Raw genomic sequence first — 13,864 nt, 5'->3', positions numbered from 1 at the left:
GCATGACGCAGGTCCAGCTCGGTTACTTCACCCTAGACACCGCCGACATCGGTAAGGCCCGGGCCTTCTACGGGGCCCTGTTCGGCTGGACCTTCGACGAGGACGCGTCGAAATCGACCTATGCCCACGTCGCCGGCTCCAACCCGCCGTTCGGCTTCGTGAAGGCCGAACGCCCGACCAGCGAGCCCAACCTGTATTTCCGCGTCGATGACATCCACGCGACCTGCACCCGCGTCGCCGAACTGGGCGGCAAGGCGGCGATTCCCGCCGAAAGCGCGACCGGCCTGTCCTGCGTCGTCTGCGACGACCAGGGCGTCAGCTTCAGCCTGTGGCAGGCGGCGGAAGGCTACTGAACCTCTTCGTCGGGAAGCGGAGACCACCCCGTCCAGTTCTGCGAACTGTGAAAGACGCGGTGAACCCAAAGCTCACCTTCCGGTCCGCCGATCAAGGAATAGACCAGAACGTAGGCCGTACCCGTCACCAGCTTCTCGTACGTTCCATCGCGGTTGCCCGGCCTGCCGATGGGTCTTCTGGCCATGTCCACCGCCGTCTCCTCCAACCTATCCGCGAGGTGATCGGCAGCGACGGCATTTTTCTCGGTCAGATAGGCGATGGCCGAATCGAACTGATCCAGTGCAACCTCCGACCAACGAACCGTTCTCATCGCGGCCGGTGTCTTTCGATGGTCGCTCGAATGCGAGCCATGGCGTCTTCATGGCTGACTGTCTTGCCCTCGCGGAAATCCTCCATCGATCTATCGACGGCCTCAAGCATTTCCATCTCCTGGTCCAGGAATGCTGTCATCGCCCTCTCGGTCACGGCCGACTGGGTTCGATGTGTCCGCTCGGCATATTGGCCGAGCCTGACCTTCAGTGATTCACTGACCCGCAGGTTCAAGGTGGCGGTCTTCGACATCCATGATCTCCCGATACGAACACAATGTAACACATTGACCGCCCCACGCGCCACTTCTACGACCCCGCGATGACCTCGACCCTTCCCCTCGCCGACCGTATCGCCCTCGTCGTCGGCGCCTCGCGCGGCATCGGCTATGAGAGCGCTCTGGCCCTCGCCAAAGCCGGAGCCCACGTCGTCGCTACGGCCCGGACGCAGGGCGGGCTGGAAGAGCTGGATGACGCCATCTATGCCGCGACCGGCAAGCACGCGACGCTCGTCCCCTTCGACCTCGTGGACGGTGGCGGCATCGACCGGCTGGGCGGCGCGATCTTCGAGCGGTTCGTCAAGCTCGACATCTGGGTGCATACGGCAGCGACCCTCGGCGCCGCCGGTCTGACGCCGGTCTCGCATCTGGACCCACGCGGCTGGGGCAAGATCGAGAAGACCAACCTGACCGCCGTCTATCGGCTGATCCGGTCGCTGGAGCCGCTGTTGCGCCAGTCCGACGCCGCCCGCGTCATCCACCTGACCACCAGCCTGACCTCCGTGCCCAAGGCCTTCTGGGGCCCCTACGCCGCGACCAAGGCGGGCGCCGAGATCATGATGAAGATCTGGGCCGACGAGATAGAGAACACATCGATCCGCGTCGCCGTCCTCGATCCCGGCCGGATGCGCACCGCGATGCGGGCCCAGGCCTTCCCGGGCGAAGACCCACAAACCCTGCCCCATCCGTCGGAGATCGGACCTCTGATCGTCGAACTGGCCCGGCCCGACCTGACCCCGCCCCTGACCGTCGCCTTCAGGGACTGGAAAACCGCTCCGCCCGTGTCAGCCCTGATCTAGTCGGTATCAGGAGACTTGCCGCAGGACGCGTCGCCGGCCAGCGGGATCGTGACGACCTCGCCGGGCCTGGGTCCATTCACGGCCTCGATGCGCGCCTTCACGAAGGCATCGTCAAACGGGTAGCGCCGGAAGAAGGCGGTCCAGGTCTCGAACTGCCCCGGGACCGCATCGGTGACACAGGCCGCGCCGGACGCCGCCTCGACCCCGCCGCGACCGCCAAACGCCATGACGGCGGAGATCAGCGCCACGGCACACAGTCCGACGACGGGCGCGAGCCGGCCCCACCCGGTCGGCATGGACCTCGAACCGGACCTCTGGCCTTTCGGCACGCGACTGCCCCGACTCATGGCGCGGTTGCCTCCTGCGCCAGCCAGGCCCGGACCACCGGCGAGGCCAGCAGTGCCCCGGCCATGTCCGTCGCCGGTGCCTCGCCGTCATGGCTCTCCAGATTGATGACGATGGCCAGCGCCCGCTCCGGCGGCACACCGGGCACGGCTTTCGCCGCCGCCACGGCGGACGGATAGCGGCCGATTACCAGTGCGATCCCGTGCCCCACCCCGACCGCAGAGGCCGCCTCCAGCGTCAGGTCGGCCACGGCGTGTGGCCGGGTCAGCAGGTCGCGATCGATCCGGCTGCGATAGGCCGGCGACATGGCTCTCAGCGCCGCATCAAGGCTTGCCCGCGCCCCCGCCTGGCCGGCGATGTCGGCGCAGACCGGACGCATCGTCGTCGGCGCGGCGATCCTGCGGCTATCGGGGTCCCAGGTCAGGCCGCACTGCCGCTCAGCCAGCCGCACGGCCGCCGCCCGCGCCGGCGACGGTGCCACCCCGATCTCGAGCGTCGGCGTCCCGGTCTTGGCGAAGACGCGATAATCGCCGGGCGGCAGGCTGGGTCGCAACCGGGCCGCCGTCCCCCGCACCGCCGGATCGCGGCCGGTCACCGCCTCCATCCCCTGCAACACCAGATCCCACTCCGCCGGATGGGCGACCGTGCGCACGGCGGGTGGCGGCAGGCGGTCCGGCTGGGTCAGCCGCGCGTTGACCGGCCGCCGCGTCACCATTCGCGACACCATCTCGGCCACCTTGATCGAAGACCACCGCGTCCGGTTCCCGCCCAGTATGCTCATCAGATAGTCGCGGTGCAGATCGACCAGGTCGTTCAGGCCCAGGTTGCCCTCCTCCAGAAAGATCCACCCCGCCCCCTGTTTCGGCGTCTGCGCCAGACCGGGCCACAGATTAGCCGACGACGTCGCCCCGCCCGCCTCGAACTCGGTCAGGACGCCGAACAGGTCGTTCATCGTCACGCCCCAGGCCAGCGGCGGCCCGGTGCGTCCCTCCAGCCGATAGCCGTCCGGCCCGGAGGGCCCGATCGGCCGCATGGTCTCGATCACCGGCGGCCGACACAGCCGCGTCACTCCGATCGCATAACAGTCCGACCCGTCCACAAGCGCCGGATCGGGCACCGCCGGCTGATCGCTGAGCGCCAGCAGCATCAACCCCACGGCGTAGCGGTTACTGGACCGCGCCAGGAAGCTGACCATGTCCAGATCGCCAGAGACCGTGTCCCGGAACGGTGCCTCGACCCCTACCACCCGCTTGAAGTCGCCCATGGCCGTCAGCTTCAGCCCCGCCAGTTCCGGGTGGGCCTGCAGGATCGCCATGGTGATCGGCGCCTTGGCGACCGACCCGACCGGCTGGGCGGTGAAATTGTGATTGCGGTCGTCCATCCCCGCCCGGGTGAAGATCGAGGCGTCGGGCGGTCGCTGCGGCCGGCTGGCGATGGCCAGCACCTCGCCCGTATTGGCGTCCATCAGGGTGATCGAGGCCCGCGCCGGCAGGCCCGCCGCATTCAGCAACCGCCCCGGCGGCCCCAGCACCGTCTCGGCCGCGTCCTGCAACCGTGCGTCCAGCGTCGTCTCGATATCGCCGAGACCCGGCCGACCGGCCACCAATGTCTCCACCCCCCGGCTGAAGGCGTCCAGCCCCCAGGCCCGCGTCCGCCTGGCCCCCGGCACGGGCGCTGGCGAGATCGCCTCATTGGCCCCGCCGTAGTCATAGGCGTCCCGCAGCGTCGCGCCGCCCGGTCCCGCCGCCTCGAAAGTCAGGGTCTCGCCGGCCCGCAACCGCGCATAGGCCACCCCGTCGGCCGTCTGCAATCTGCCGCCGATCCGCACCGCCAGCCGACATTCGGGATGGGCTCGCAAGCGCACCAGGGCGTCGCCGCGCAGGTCGGTGCCGATCCGCATCACACTGGCCACCTCGCCGACACAGCCCGCCTTCGTCGCCCGGAACCGGTATCGCCAGGCCGCGTCCGCCGTCGCCGGCGTCTCGCCGAACAGTTCGACCGTGCCGTCGCGACCGTTGGGCCGGAACCGCATCGGCCGCTCGCGGCCCGGCCCCGTACCCGCCTCCGCGACCTGCCGGGTCAGGCCGACGACCCGCGCCGTGCCCGGCCGATAGAGCAGGCCCCCGCGCCAGCTGTCCGGCGCATTGAACGGCCCCGCCACCTGATGGGCCGAGGGGTCGATGCCGACGATCTCGATGGTCTCGCGCCCGTCGCGCTGAATCCGATAGTCCGATACCCGCCACCGCTCGGGCGCTCTAAGGTCGCCGAACAGATAGGATTCGCGCTTGAACCGCTGCCAGACCGGATCGGTGGGGGCCAGCGGCGACTCGACCACCGCATAGCCGTCGCCCGTCGCCCGCATCTCCAGCCAGCCGCGCGCCACCACCAGATCGTCGATCAGGGCGTTATACCCCTCCGCCCGCTCATCGCCCCCGCCCGCCGCCATACCACCCGCCACACGCGGGACCGGATTGGTCACGGCCAGAACCTGGGGCGCGACGCAGATCAGCAGCACCAGAAGAGCGCCAAGCGCACCGCCCCATGAGACCCGCATCGCCTTCAGCGACGGCAGGGTCATCCGGGCTTTCGGAATGCGCGACCGACTCATGACGCCCGCCCCGGCCGCAGCCGTCGCACCATCCGCTCCAGCCCCGCCTCCCAGGCGAAGGCGTCCCTGGCCCACAGCCCGGCGATCCCGACATAGGCCAGCACGATCAGGATCGTCCCCTCCAGCAGGTCGCTGTCCGACGCCGCCGCCAGCAGATAGACGTTGCGTCCCGTGAACGGCACGAGCTGCAGATTGGCCAGCACGATATAGGCATCGACCCCGAACACGACCCACAGCGCCATGAAACCCGCGATCTCATAGCGACCGCGTGGCACACCCTCGCGTCGCGTCCGCCGCGCCAGGGCGACCGGCAAGACCGCCAGCAGGATCAGCAGCGCCGCCGCCGTTACCCGCCCGAACGGCGAGATCAGATGGATGGCCGACAGGTTATCATTCAGATGCACCGGCCTCAGCACCGTCAGATTGGCGGGCGTCAGGTATCCTCGCCCGAACAATGTGTCGGTGTACCCCGACAACTGGCGCGAGATGACCCGCAGGTCCTCGGCCTCGCTGGCCCCCGACCGCAGCAGCCGCTCGGGATCCAGCCGCATCCACACCCGCAGCAGGGTCGGGTCCTCGTCCACCGCCTGTTCCAGGATCTTCAGCGCCGGGGCGTCGCTGACCGCGTCGCGGGCCTGGGCGATGTTGCGTTCCCGGTTCTCGGCGAAACCCAGCGAGAATGCCCCCGCGACCAGCACGCCCAGCAGCAGCGCCGCCAGCCCCGCCGCCGGTGCCGACCAGATCATCCGCGTCCGCAGCGGCAGATCGCGCCCGAACCGGCTCCATGCCACCCAGGCCGCCATCCCCGCGATCGGCAGGGCCACGATCACATAGCCGTTGTCCTTGACCAGTCCCGGCAGCACCGCCAGCATCACGAACAACAGGCCTGCGAACACCAGTCCCAGCCGCTTCAGACGCCGGGAATCCGCCCGCAAGGCCTCGGCCAGCAGCCCCGAGAACCCCAGGATCATCGCCGGCGTATAGATCACGCTGACCGCGAACCCGAGACCGGGAATCCGCTCCTTGATCGACAGGAACCCCAGAACCGCCCGCATCGCTGCGGCGGCTCCGAACAGAATGGGCCAGGTCCGGGTCGTTTCAGGGCCGCCTTCGGCTCCGGCTTCCGTCCCGGTCTCGGCATCTGCATCTGCCGTGGCTCGAACCGGCCAGAATCCGACCACCGCCGCGCCGAGGATCGCCAGCACACCTCCAACGAGGGCCAGCCCGCCCGGCACCGCGCCCGCCAGACCGCCCTCCGCCGTCACCGGCGCGCCGTACAGCCCGCCGACCACCAGGGCCACGCCCGCGAACAGACCCAGCCCCACCGCCCATGGCCTGCGTCCCTCCTTCGGCGGGGCCAGCAGCACGAACAGAACCGGCAACACCACATAGGCGATCGCCGCCTCGCCGATCAGCCGGCCGGGTGCCAAGGTCTCCGGATCGGCCGCCGCCCCCGACACCGCGATCACGAACCGCAGCGCCAGCAGGGTCTGGAACACGCAATAGAGCGACCAGTGGACCGCCCGATCCGTCCAGACGCCGCGCTGGAGCCACAGCACCCCGCCGGTCCAGGCCAGGATCAGCACCACCAGCGACCAGGGTGCCCCGAACCGGGCCATGGTGAAGGTCGGCGCGACACCGCCCTCTCCCTTGATGACGCTGGACTGGAACCGCGCACAGCTCGCCGCGCGCGGAAGGGTCGGGTGCTGGTCCAGCCCCGCCGCCACCGGCCCGCCCAGGATCGGATAGCGGATGTCCGCCGTGGTCAGCCGCCCGTTGGTCGGACAGGTCGCCACCACCTCGGTCGCCGGGGTCTGGAGCCGAACCGAGATTCCGCGCCCCTGCGCCGTCACCTCCAGCGCCCGCCGCTCCTGCAACCGCCCCGCCGGCTGACCGGCCTGCGAAAACCCGTAGGTCCGCACGTCCCAGATCGTCACCGTCGATTCCGACGGCACCGCGACCGTCCGGCCGTTCGACCGGTTCGTCTCGCCTTCGACACGGCGCGGCGCCTCTCCCGGAAGGGCGATCCACAGCTGCGGGTCCAGCGCCAACAACCGCCAGTCCGCCCCGCGCCATCCGCCCTGCTGATACAGCACAGACCTCAGCCGTCCCGCCGCCGCATCCGCCTCCAGATACCGCTCGACCGGATAGACGGCCTGCGACGCCCGCCACGGCCGGGGCGCTGCGATGAAGGGAAAGGGCTCGCGTCTGGGGAAGGTTTCGCCGTCCCCTGCGCCGTCCTCGGCGACCTCGACCCGGCCTTCGGCATCGAGCCGACCTGGCTGGAACCGCACCGCGCCGGATCGGCTCAGCACCCGCCAGCGCGCACCCGGCCCGTCACAGGCACCGACGCACAGGGCGCTGCCCCTCGGAAACGGCTCCGACCCGACGAAATCCTTGTTGATCGAGACCACAGAGACGTTCTCGTCCCTTGGCGTGAGCGGCCGCACGATCAGTTCAGCGATGCCCTCACCGCCCGGACCCGCCGAGACCGGCCGCAACGACGCCAGCCCCGCCGGAGCACCCTCGACGACCAACCCGTCCTCGGGCCCGCCGCCGATGGTCAGCCGGTCGCCGCGCCCGCCGAGGTCGAGACTCTCCAGCGTCAGCCGAATCTGGCCGAACCGCGCCGTCTGGCCTCCAGCGCGGTCGATCAGCACCGCGCTGCCGATCGCGATCAGCACGATGGCCGGGGCGACCAGCACCCCCAGCACCGCGACCCGTCCCGACAGCGGCGCAGGCTGTCCTGACGTCTGGCCCGACCCCGACCAGATCAGCCAGGCCAGCAACCCCAGGGCGGCAGCGACCAGAGCTCCGGTCATCCGGCGCTCACCCCTCGGCCTCCAGATGGTCGGCCCGATGCTCCGACACATAGAGCCGCCGATAGGCCCGCCGCACCCGCCGCAGGAACCGCGCCCCGCCGATCACCACGCCAGTCAGCCCCACGAGCAGCGCCAGCGACAGGATCGCCGATCCGATCGGCGTCAGGGTCACGGCCATGGGGGCCAGGATCATCGCCCTGCCCGCGCCTCGGCACAGGTCGGCGTGTTCCCGTAGATACCAGACCAGGGCCCGCCGCTCGTCCCCCGTCCGCCGCGCCGTCACCGCGCACAGGTTTTCATCCAGCCACTCACGCGCCTCGGCCGTCCGGAACAGCCCCTCGGGTGCCGCGAAATCCCGCCCCGTATTGATCGCCGACAGCACCGGTTGCAGCACGGCCGGCGACGGCTCGTCCGACGTATCGAGGAAGGCGCGCGGGGCCAGCCTGTCCGCGCCCCGCCCCGCCTCGGCCCGCTCGAAGTCCACCGGACCCTGCGCACCCTCGCCCGGGAACGCCCCGAACAGGATCGCCGCGACCACCAGCACCAGAACCGCGCCCAGAGCCGCCGCCCCCATCTCCGGCCGCGCATCGGCGCGCATCAGAACGGTGTCGATCAGCCACCGCCGCCCCCGGCTCACCGGATCATTCCCCCGCCCGCTCATCGAAACTGATCCCCGCGACGGACCTTGCGCAGTCGCCCCTGATTGCGGAACCGCCGTAGCGCCCGCGCCGCCCCGATCGCGCGCCAATCGGCCTCGGTCAGGTCGGTGTCGGACGCCCGCGCCCACTCCATCCAGCGCAGCACCGCAGCCACCCCGCGCCGCCCCAGCGTATAGTCCACCACCGTCCCCGCCGCCCCGCCGTCGCCATGGCCCCGGAACGCGGTCACGAAGTCGAACTTGCTCCACCTGAACGCCCCGACCGCGCTGGCCAGAGCCGGACGATAGCGATCGACGATCTCCTCCGGGTCGCGATCGAACTCCTGCAAGGCCTCGATGTCGGCGGGCGCACCCGCGTACAGCAGGTCCAGCACCGACCCCGACGCACCGTCGCCTTCCGCCTGGCTCGCCACCGCCTGGGCCTCGATCACATCGGCCTTGGACAGGGCCACAAACACCGGCTTGGACGAGGGCTTGTAGGCGTCGGAGTCCAGATGCCGGATCAGATCCTCCGACGTCATCGCCGCGATCTTGCCGACCTCGACCCCGTGGCTCAGCAACGACAGGACCACGTTCAGCTGTGCGATATGGGCCGTGAACCGCTCCAGCCGGGGATTGTCGGCCGCCAGGGCTCGCGCCTGTCGCTCCTGATCGCTCGGCGCGTCATTCCCGCCCGGTCGAGAGAACAGGGCGCTGGCCCGTTCGCCCAGCAGAACCTCGTCGGCCGGCACGACGATGATCAGGGCCTTGCACGCCTTCAGCGCCAGCAGTTCCCGCTCCCGCCCCAGGAACCGCCCCTCGGCCAGGGAGATGAACCGCTCCCCCGGGATGTCGATCACATAGAAGGACGACGGCGCGTCATGCCGGGTCGAGCGGAAGAAATGCTCGCTGACCCCATTTGTCCGCCCGACATTGTCCCACTGCGCCGCATGGGGCGGGATGGCCTCGTGCCGGTCGTCGCGCGAGGTGAACAGTTCGAACTTCAGCCGGTTCAGGAACCAGGTCTTGCCCGCGCCGGGAAAGCCCAGCAGGCCGACGACATTGGCATTTTTGTCGATCAGCTCCTGGATTCGCTCGGCCGACATTTCGGGCTCGACGACGCGGGGGGCCGCCCCCGACGGACCGGCCTCGGCCAGGGTCCGGTTGAACCGCTCCAGCACCGCCGCATCGTCTGAGGGATCAGCGACGACCGGATCCGATGCCGCCACCTCGGCCAGCGCGAGCGTCGCATCGGCAGTCGCGTCCACCGGCTCAGCGAAACTGGGCGTGATGACCGGCGCGGGGTCCAGATCGGCCGTCAGCTTGCGGATTTCATCGTGAATACGCGCAGCCTCTTCGGCCGAAGGCGCGGGAGGTGCCACCTCGACGGAGACAGGCTCGACTGTCGGCTCCGGCTCAGGTTCAGGCTCGGGACTTGGCTTCGGCTCTACGAGCACGAGCGTTGCCTCCACCGGCAACGGCTCAGGCACGGGAGCGACCTCCACGGCAGGGACCTCGACCCGCACCGCCGGTTCGGTCGTCACGCCCAGCAGCCGATCCACCGCCTCGGCGCGTTGACGCTCCCGGCGACACTGCGGACATTCGCCGTCGGCCGCCTCGTACCGGCCATGGCTTTCGCAGACGCTCATACGGCGGGCTCCAGGATCAGGGCGACGGCGCGCAGGCCCTCGATGAAGGCAGGCCGCGTCAACGTCGTCTTTTGTTTCAGTACCGGACGCAGGGCCCGCTCAGCGTAGGCGGCGCGATCGATGCGCGGATGATCCCGGACCAGTCCGGCGATCTCGACCCTGGCCAGACCCACGTCCACCGCATCCGCCGGTCGCTCCATCAGGGCCGCGACCCCGGCGGCGGCATAACGCCGGGACAAGGGCTCGCCCCCTGACAGACGCCGGATCAGGCTGACGGCCAGCGCCCGCGTCTCGCCCTCCAGCCGGGGCCGACCCAGAACCTTGCCCAGCATCGCCATGGCCAGGTCGGGACCGAGCGCCGACACCGTCGCCGGGTCTGCCGCGACCCGGTCGATCAGCCCGACCTCCAGCGCGCGCGCCGTCGCCGCCGACCCGAGTCGCGCGAGCGCCTCGATCGGGGCCGCCTCGACCACCTCACGCGCCACCGCATCTCCCAGGGTCAGATCGGTCAGCCCCGCTTCGAGATAGGCGTCGCCCGTTCCCAGCGCGTCGGCCGCCGCCGCCAGCCGGACCAGGGCCTGACCCGCCGCCCTGCGCACCGCCTCGCCGACCTCGCCGCCGGCCGGGACACCGCTCACGACCCGCGAAATCAGCGCCAGCCGATCCGGTGCCGCCATGGGCGCGGCGAACTGCAGGATCGCCAGGGCCGCCGCCCGATCGGGCGACAGGGCCTGATACGCCGGCTTCCAGCCCGTATCGATCGCCGGTGAGACCGCCGCCACCGCCTGCCAGGCGCGCCACGACGCCGGCTCCGTCTGTGGCGGAGCGACGACCCGCCCGCCGCTCACCTCGACCACCGCCCGGTCCACCCCCTCGACCCGCCAAGGCTCTCTCGGCTCGGACCGGGGTCGCACGATCAGCCTGAACGCCGCCTCCGGGTCGAAAGCACCCGAGCCCCGCAGCGCGCCTGTGGTCGCCCAGCCGTCGATCCGCGCCTGCTGTACGCGCGGCGAAATCCCGTCCAGCGCCGCGACGACGACCGTTTCGGGATCGGCGTCGTCAGTCAGGTCCAGAACCTGATCCCGCCACTCCAGCCCGAATGCCGGCAGCGCCTCAGGCCCCCTCGCCGACAACCCGCCGATCGACAGACGCGTCACCCCGAACGGACTCCCGTCCGGCTCCGGCAGGCCACCCAGCAGCCGATGCGCCTGCCCACCCAGCCGCGCGACCTCGGCCTCTGACAGGAACAGGCCGTTTGCCACGGCGATACTGCCCAGCTCCCCCGCCCCGATGAAGCGGGCCCGCCACAGCACCGCCGGACCGCCCGGGCCCTCCAGCGGCGTCAGCGCCACGAACCGGCTTAGGCCCAGATCAGCCCATGCGGCCAGGGCCAGGGCGAAATCCTCCAGCCGGGGCCGCGCCCTGGCGAAATCGTCGGCCTCCAGCGAATGATGCAGCACCCCATAGGACCGCCCCCGGTCGCGCGGCCCGATGCTCAGCGTCGGATAGTCGCTCACTGTGCGGGCCCCGAGACGGGCGGCGGGGCCCCGTCAACCGGGGCCTGCGGCGTCTGGCCCGGCACGGCGGCCGGATCGATGACGGGGCTCGGCACCGCCGCGACCGCCGCCGGCACCGCCCTGTCCGGCAGCAATCTGGCCGTCACGAACCCGCCGACGAACAGCAGGATCGCGGCCAGAACGGCGACCCCCGCCCCGATCATCAGGGTCATCCGGGACGACCGCCCGCCCAGACCCGCCGTCTGCCCCGCTCCGGCCGCCCGCGCGATCCGGATCAGCTCAGGCCCCACGGCGTCGAGCACGGCGTCGGCCAGGGCTTCGGCCGAAGGCGTCCGGCTTTCGATCTCCCGCGCCGCCTGCGCCGTCCGGCGATCCACGGCCTGCACGAGGGCCGCCGACAACGCCAGACCCGGATCGCGCGCCACCGCCTGCCCTGCCTCATTGAGGATCAGCCGCGCCAGATCGGCCCGCAACCCGTCCAGGTCCTCGGCGTCGCTCACGGCGTGTCCGGTCTCGACCTGGCTCATCGTGGTCCCCCTCAGCCTCGCGGCTCACTCGACGGGCCGATGCTGACAGGCCGCTCGTGGCGAAGGTATGACGCGCCGCGCAAGACCGGCAAGCGGCTTTGCGCCTCAGTCGGCGACCACGGCCGTGTCGTCGCCCGGCCCCGCCTTCGGGTCGGGCTGTGCGGCCAAAGGCCTGGGCGTTCCGTTCAGGGCGGCGTCCAGCGCGTCGCGGTCCAGCTCGTTCTCCCAGCGCGCCACGACGATGGTCGCCACGGCATTGCCGATGAAGTTGGTCAGGGCCCGGCACTCGCTCATGAACCGGTCCACGCCCAGGATCAGCGCCATCCCCGCCACCGGCACCGACGGCACCACCGCCAGCGTCGCCGCCAGGGTGATGAACCCCGCCCCCGTCACGCCCGCCGCCCCCTTGGAGCTCAGCATCGCCACCGCCAGCAGCAGTATCTGCTCGCCCAGCGTCAGCTCGACCCCGCACGCCTGGGCGATGAACAGCGCCGCCAGCGTCATGTAGATATTGGTGCCGTCCAGGTTGAACGAATATCCGGTCGGCACGACCACCCCGACCACGGACTTGTCGCACCCCGCCGCGCCCATCTTCTGGATCAGGCTGGGCAGGGCCGCCTCGGACGACGAGGTGCCCAGCACCAGCAGCAGCTCTTCCTTCAGATACCGCATCAGCTTGAAGATCGAGAACCCGTTCAGCCGCGCCACGGTCCCCAGGATCACGACCACGAACACGGCGGCGGTCAGATAGAAGGTCAGCACCAGGGCGGCCAGGTTGACCACCGATTCGATCCCGTACTTGCCGATGGTGAAGGCAAAGGCCCCGAACGCCCCGATCGGCGCCGCCTTCATCAGGATGGCCACCAGCTTGAACATGGCGTCCGACAGGCTTTCCAGCACGGTCAGCACCGGCTGGGCCCGGTCCCCGATGATGGCCAGGGACACCCCGAACAGGACCGAGAAGAACAGCACCTGCAGGATCTCGCCGCCCGCGAACGCCCCGACCACGGTCTCGGGGATGATGTTCATCAGGAAGCCGACGATCGAGGTGTCGTGCGCCTTGTCCGCATAGGCGGCGACCGCCCCGGCGTTCAGACTGGCCGGGTCGATGTTCATGCCGGCGCCCGGCTTGACCAGATTGGCCACGATCAGCCCGACGATCAGCGCCAGCGTCGAGAAGGTCAGGAAATAGGCGAAGGCCTTGCCCACCACCCGGCCCAGCCGTGCCAGGTCCCTCAGATGCGCGATCCCCGTCGCCACGGTCAGGAAGATCACCGGCGCGATGATCATCTTGACCAGCCGGATGAAGGCGTCGCCCAGCGGCTTCAGCTGCTCGCCGAACCCCGCGATCGCCTCCCCGTTCGGCCCCGTCGTGCTCGGCCAGAAATGCCCGATCAGCGCCCCCAGCGCGATGGCGATCAGCACCTGGAAATACAGGTGGCGATAGAAGGGGTGTTTGACCGGACGGGCCTCGACGACATCCTCACTGGCCGGTGCCGCCGTGACGGGTGCCGTCACCGCCGGGGTCGTAGCGACCTTGCGGCGACGAGGCGTGGGCGTGTCCGCAGCAGGCTTGGCCGGTCGCTTCATGGGGATATCCGTCTATCGATCAGGGCCGAGTGTGCAGTCCCACCGCCGGGATATCCAGCGCCTTCAACAGGATCGCTGGCGCTACGACCCACGACAGGCGCTGCGCTCCGTCTGCGCCGTGACGAAATGGCCCGTGTCCTAACTCACCTTTCCGTGCGCGAAGGCGCGCGGGGAGGTGAACCCGGCTTGTCCGAAGCCTCGAACTATCAAACTTCGAGCCACCAATCCCTTGCCCCGCAACGGATTGCAGATTTCTCGATCTCTCAAACGCGCCCAGGTATCCCACGCGGCTATACTGCCCTTCGTCCCGTCGCGGGGAAGGGCGCAAGGCCTTGCGATCTTGTTGCGGCGGGGGTGTGTGGAGCGGGGCGGTCGAGGCCTCGTCCCTGGTCAGCCCTGGCGAGCTCCGAGGTCCGGTTTCGACCGGGC

General features: G+C 70.3%; 12 protein-coding genes. 2 read left to right on the top strand and 10 right to left on the bottom strand.

What is annotated here, in order from left to right; genetic code table 11:
- The first annotated feature begins 2 nt into the window (after window positions 1–2).
- The gene (locus tag ACILQR_RS04840) at window positions 3–353 is read left to right on the top strand and encodes a VOC family protein (protein WP_395650353.1); all 351 of its coding nucleotides are present in this window, start codon (window positions 3–5) and stop codon (window positions 351–353) included.
- On the opposite strand, the gene ACILQR_RS04835 is transcribed toward ACILQR_RS04840, so the two are convergent.
- Both ACILQR_RS04835 and ACILQR_RS04830 read right to left on the bottom strand, forming a co-directional pair.
- Window positions 347–664, bottom strand: a complete 318-nt coding sequence (locus ACILQR_RS04835; RefSeq protein WP_395650352.1) for a type II toxin-antitoxin system RelE/ParE family toxin — start codon at window positions 662–664, stop codon at window positions 347–349. The genes ACILQR_RS04840 and ACILQR_RS04835 overlap by 7 nt on opposite strands.
- On the bottom strand, window positions 661–915 hold the full coding sequence (locus ACILQR_RS04830) for a CopG family ribbon-helix-helix protein (protein ID WP_395650351.1): 255 nt from the start codon (window positions 913–915) through the stop codon (window positions 661–663). Before ACILQR_RS04830 ends, ACILQR_RS04835 begins: the two co-directional genes overlap by 4 nt.
- Before the next feature lie 69 nt (window positions 916–984).
- Here ACILQR_RS04830 and ACILQR_RS04825 point away from each other — a divergent pair, with 69 nt between their 5' ends.
- The gene (locus tag ACILQR_RS04825) at window positions 985–1,740 is read left to right on the top strand and encodes an SDR family NAD(P)-dependent oxidoreductase (RefSeq protein WP_395650350.1); all 756 of its coding nucleotides are present in this window, start codon (window positions 985–987) and stop codon (window positions 1,738–1,740) included.
- On the opposite strand, the gene ACILQR_RS04820 is transcribed toward ACILQR_RS04825, so the two are convergent.
- The 8 genes from ACILQR_RS04820 to ACILQR_RS04785 form a co-directional block, all read right to left on the bottom strand.
- Entirely contained in the window at window positions 1,737–1,988 is a 252-nt protein-coding gene (locus ACILQR_RS04820) for a hypothetical protein (RefSeq protein ID WP_395650349.1), read from the bottom strand. The two genes, ACILQR_RS04825 and ACILQR_RS04820, sit on opposite strands and share 4 nt — an antisense overlap.
- A gap of 95 nt (window positions 1,989–2,083) precedes the next feature.
- The gene (locus tag ACILQR_RS04815; RefSeq protein WP_395650348.1) at window positions 2,084–4,693 is read right to left on the bottom strand and encodes a penicillin-binding transpeptidase domain-containing protein; all 2,610 of its coding nucleotides are present in this window, start codon (window positions 4,691–4,693) and stop codon (window positions 2,084–2,086) included.
- Entirely contained in the window at window positions 4,690–7,515 is a 2,826-nt protein-coding gene (locus ACILQR_RS04810) for a hypothetical protein (RefSeq protein ID WP_395650347.1), read from the bottom strand. Before ACILQR_RS04810 ends, ACILQR_RS04815 begins: the two co-directional genes overlap by 4 nt.
- 7 nt (window positions 7,516–7,522) lie before the next feature.
- Window positions 7,523–8,176 carry a hypothetical protein gene (locus ACILQR_RS04805; RefSeq protein WP_395650346.1) on the bottom strand — a complete coding sequence of 218 codons (654 nt, stop codon included), beginning with the start codon at window positions 8,174–8,176 and terminating at the stop codon, window positions 7,523–7,525.
- On the bottom strand, window positions 8,173–9,801 hold the full coding sequence (locus tag ACILQR_RS04800; RefSeq protein ID WP_395650345.1) for a hypothetical protein: 1,629 nt from the start codon (window positions 9,799–9,801) through the stop codon (window positions 8,173–8,175). The genes ACILQR_RS04805 and ACILQR_RS04800 overlap by 4 nt, the downstream gene beginning before the upstream one ends.
- Complete coding sequence (locus ACILQR_RS04795) at window positions 9,798–11,318, bottom strand: hypothetical protein (RefSeq protein ID WP_395650344.1); 1,521 nt, start codon at window positions 11,316–11,318, stop codon at window positions 9,798–9,800. Before ACILQR_RS04795 ends, ACILQR_RS04800 begins: the two co-directional genes overlap by 4 nt.
- Complete coding sequence (locus ACILQR_RS04790; protein ID WP_395650343.1) at window positions 11,315–11,845, bottom strand: hypothetical protein; 531 nt, start codon at window positions 11,843–11,845, stop codon at window positions 11,315–11,317. The genes ACILQR_RS04795 and ACILQR_RS04790 overlap by 4 nt, the downstream gene beginning before the upstream one ends.
- Before the next feature lie 105 nt (window positions 11,846–11,950).
- Window positions 11,951–13,435: a dicarboxylate/amino acid:cation symporter gene (locus ACILQR_RS04785; protein ID WP_395650342.1), complete on the bottom strand. Its 1,485-nt coding sequence runs from the start codon at window positions 13,433–13,435 to the stop codon at window positions 11,951–11,953.
- Window positions 13,436–13,864 lie beyond the last annotated feature (429 nt).

This window comes from Brevundimonas sp. (assembly GCF_044239655.1).
GTDB lineage: Bacteria > Pseudomonadota > Alphaproteobacteria > Caulobacterales > Caulobacteraceae > Brevundimonas.
Note: the sequence above shows the minus strand (reverse complement) of the source record. Positions and strands in the feature narration are given on the sequence as shown.